At 62.5% G+C, this 1,186-nt stretch carries 1 protein-coding gene; it reads right to left on the minus strand.

Features of this window, described 5'->3' with window-relative positions:
* Window positions 1-79: 79 nt before the first annotated feature.
* Window positions 80-1,186 (minus strand): DUF7305 domain-containing protein (locus NKI32_RS31520; RefSeq protein ID WP_353005233.1); only part of this gene is annotated, 1,107 nt, incomplete at its 5' end.

Here is a 1,186-nt window from a genome sequence, read left to right on the forward strand (position 1 = left end):
GGGCAGCAACATGGAAAACTCGACGGCAGCTATCCCGGATTTGTCCAGGACAATGCGCAAGGTCCGCCCACCCATCCCGCTACTCGACGAGCTGAACGGATTGCGTCGCCGGAATGTCGTCCATCCCGAGGCCTTTGCAGTTCTGCTTGATCGTCGTACTGCCGGACCACTGGATTGTGTCGGCGACGACCTGAGTGCAGCCACCGTTCCCCGAGAAGTTGCCAAGGTAGTTGACCTGCTGCCTGGGAAAATAGATGGCGCCTGTCAAAAGCGAGTCCGCGGTGCCGTTGAAGGTGCTCTGCGCCGCAGTCCCGGTCCTGTCGCCGTAGAACAGCACGCCGGAATAGGCTCCGGAGGTAGGCGCGCTCAGCGTCACCTTGGCGTTGCCGTTCATGCTGACGGTGTTGCTGCCTGCCATGAAGATGGTTACCCCGCTGCCGGCGACGACCGCGTTGGCGTTGACCTTCATACCGCCCTGCACGACGTAGACGCCGGGCTGCAGGGTGACGTTGCCGCTGAGGCTCATGCCGCTGCAGTAGGTGCCAGGCTGGAGTGTTTGCGACGTCTTGTTGCCGTTGACATTCTTGCAAGGGTTGCCGGCTGTCGGCGTCGCCAAGCCGGAGAAAGGATCGGCTGCCGGCAAGGCTCGGGTGATGTTGGACTTGCAGACTGTGGTCGCTGGATTGTTCAGCACCATGCCGCCGACCGTGATCAGGCAGTCGGCCTTGAGCACCGCCGAGCCCTGCGTCTTTATGGCGTCCGAGGCAATCGAGTCCGACATGACCGAACAGCCGGTGAGGCTGACGGTGGTGTTGCCGGAAAAGAGCGCAGCCTGGGAGGCCGACGGACTTAGCGCCAGCACGCAAGCCTTGGAGGCATCATTGATCAGCGCCACCGCCCTTGCCTGTTCGGCAACGGGCGCCTGGTTGAAAATCGCCGTGAAGTAGCGATCGAGGTTTTGCTTGACGATGACCTCCACCGCCTTCTTCGCGGTGTTCGGGCCGGACAATGGCGGCGTGTTGACCTGGATCGTGCCCGGCGTGGCAAAATTGTTCGAGGTCGCGGACTGCGTGGCGGCGGCGATGATGGTCGGGTTATCGGAACCCGCGACTTTCTCGAGCGCACCGGCATAGGCCGCGGCATCGGCAACGGCCTGCAGCTTGAGGCTGCTGTAGTACCAGAAGGA

The organism is Mesorhizobium sp. M0761 (assembly GCF_040320205.1).
GTDB lineage: Bacteria > Pseudomonadota > Alphaproteobacteria > Rhizobiales > Rhizobiaceae > Mesorhizobium.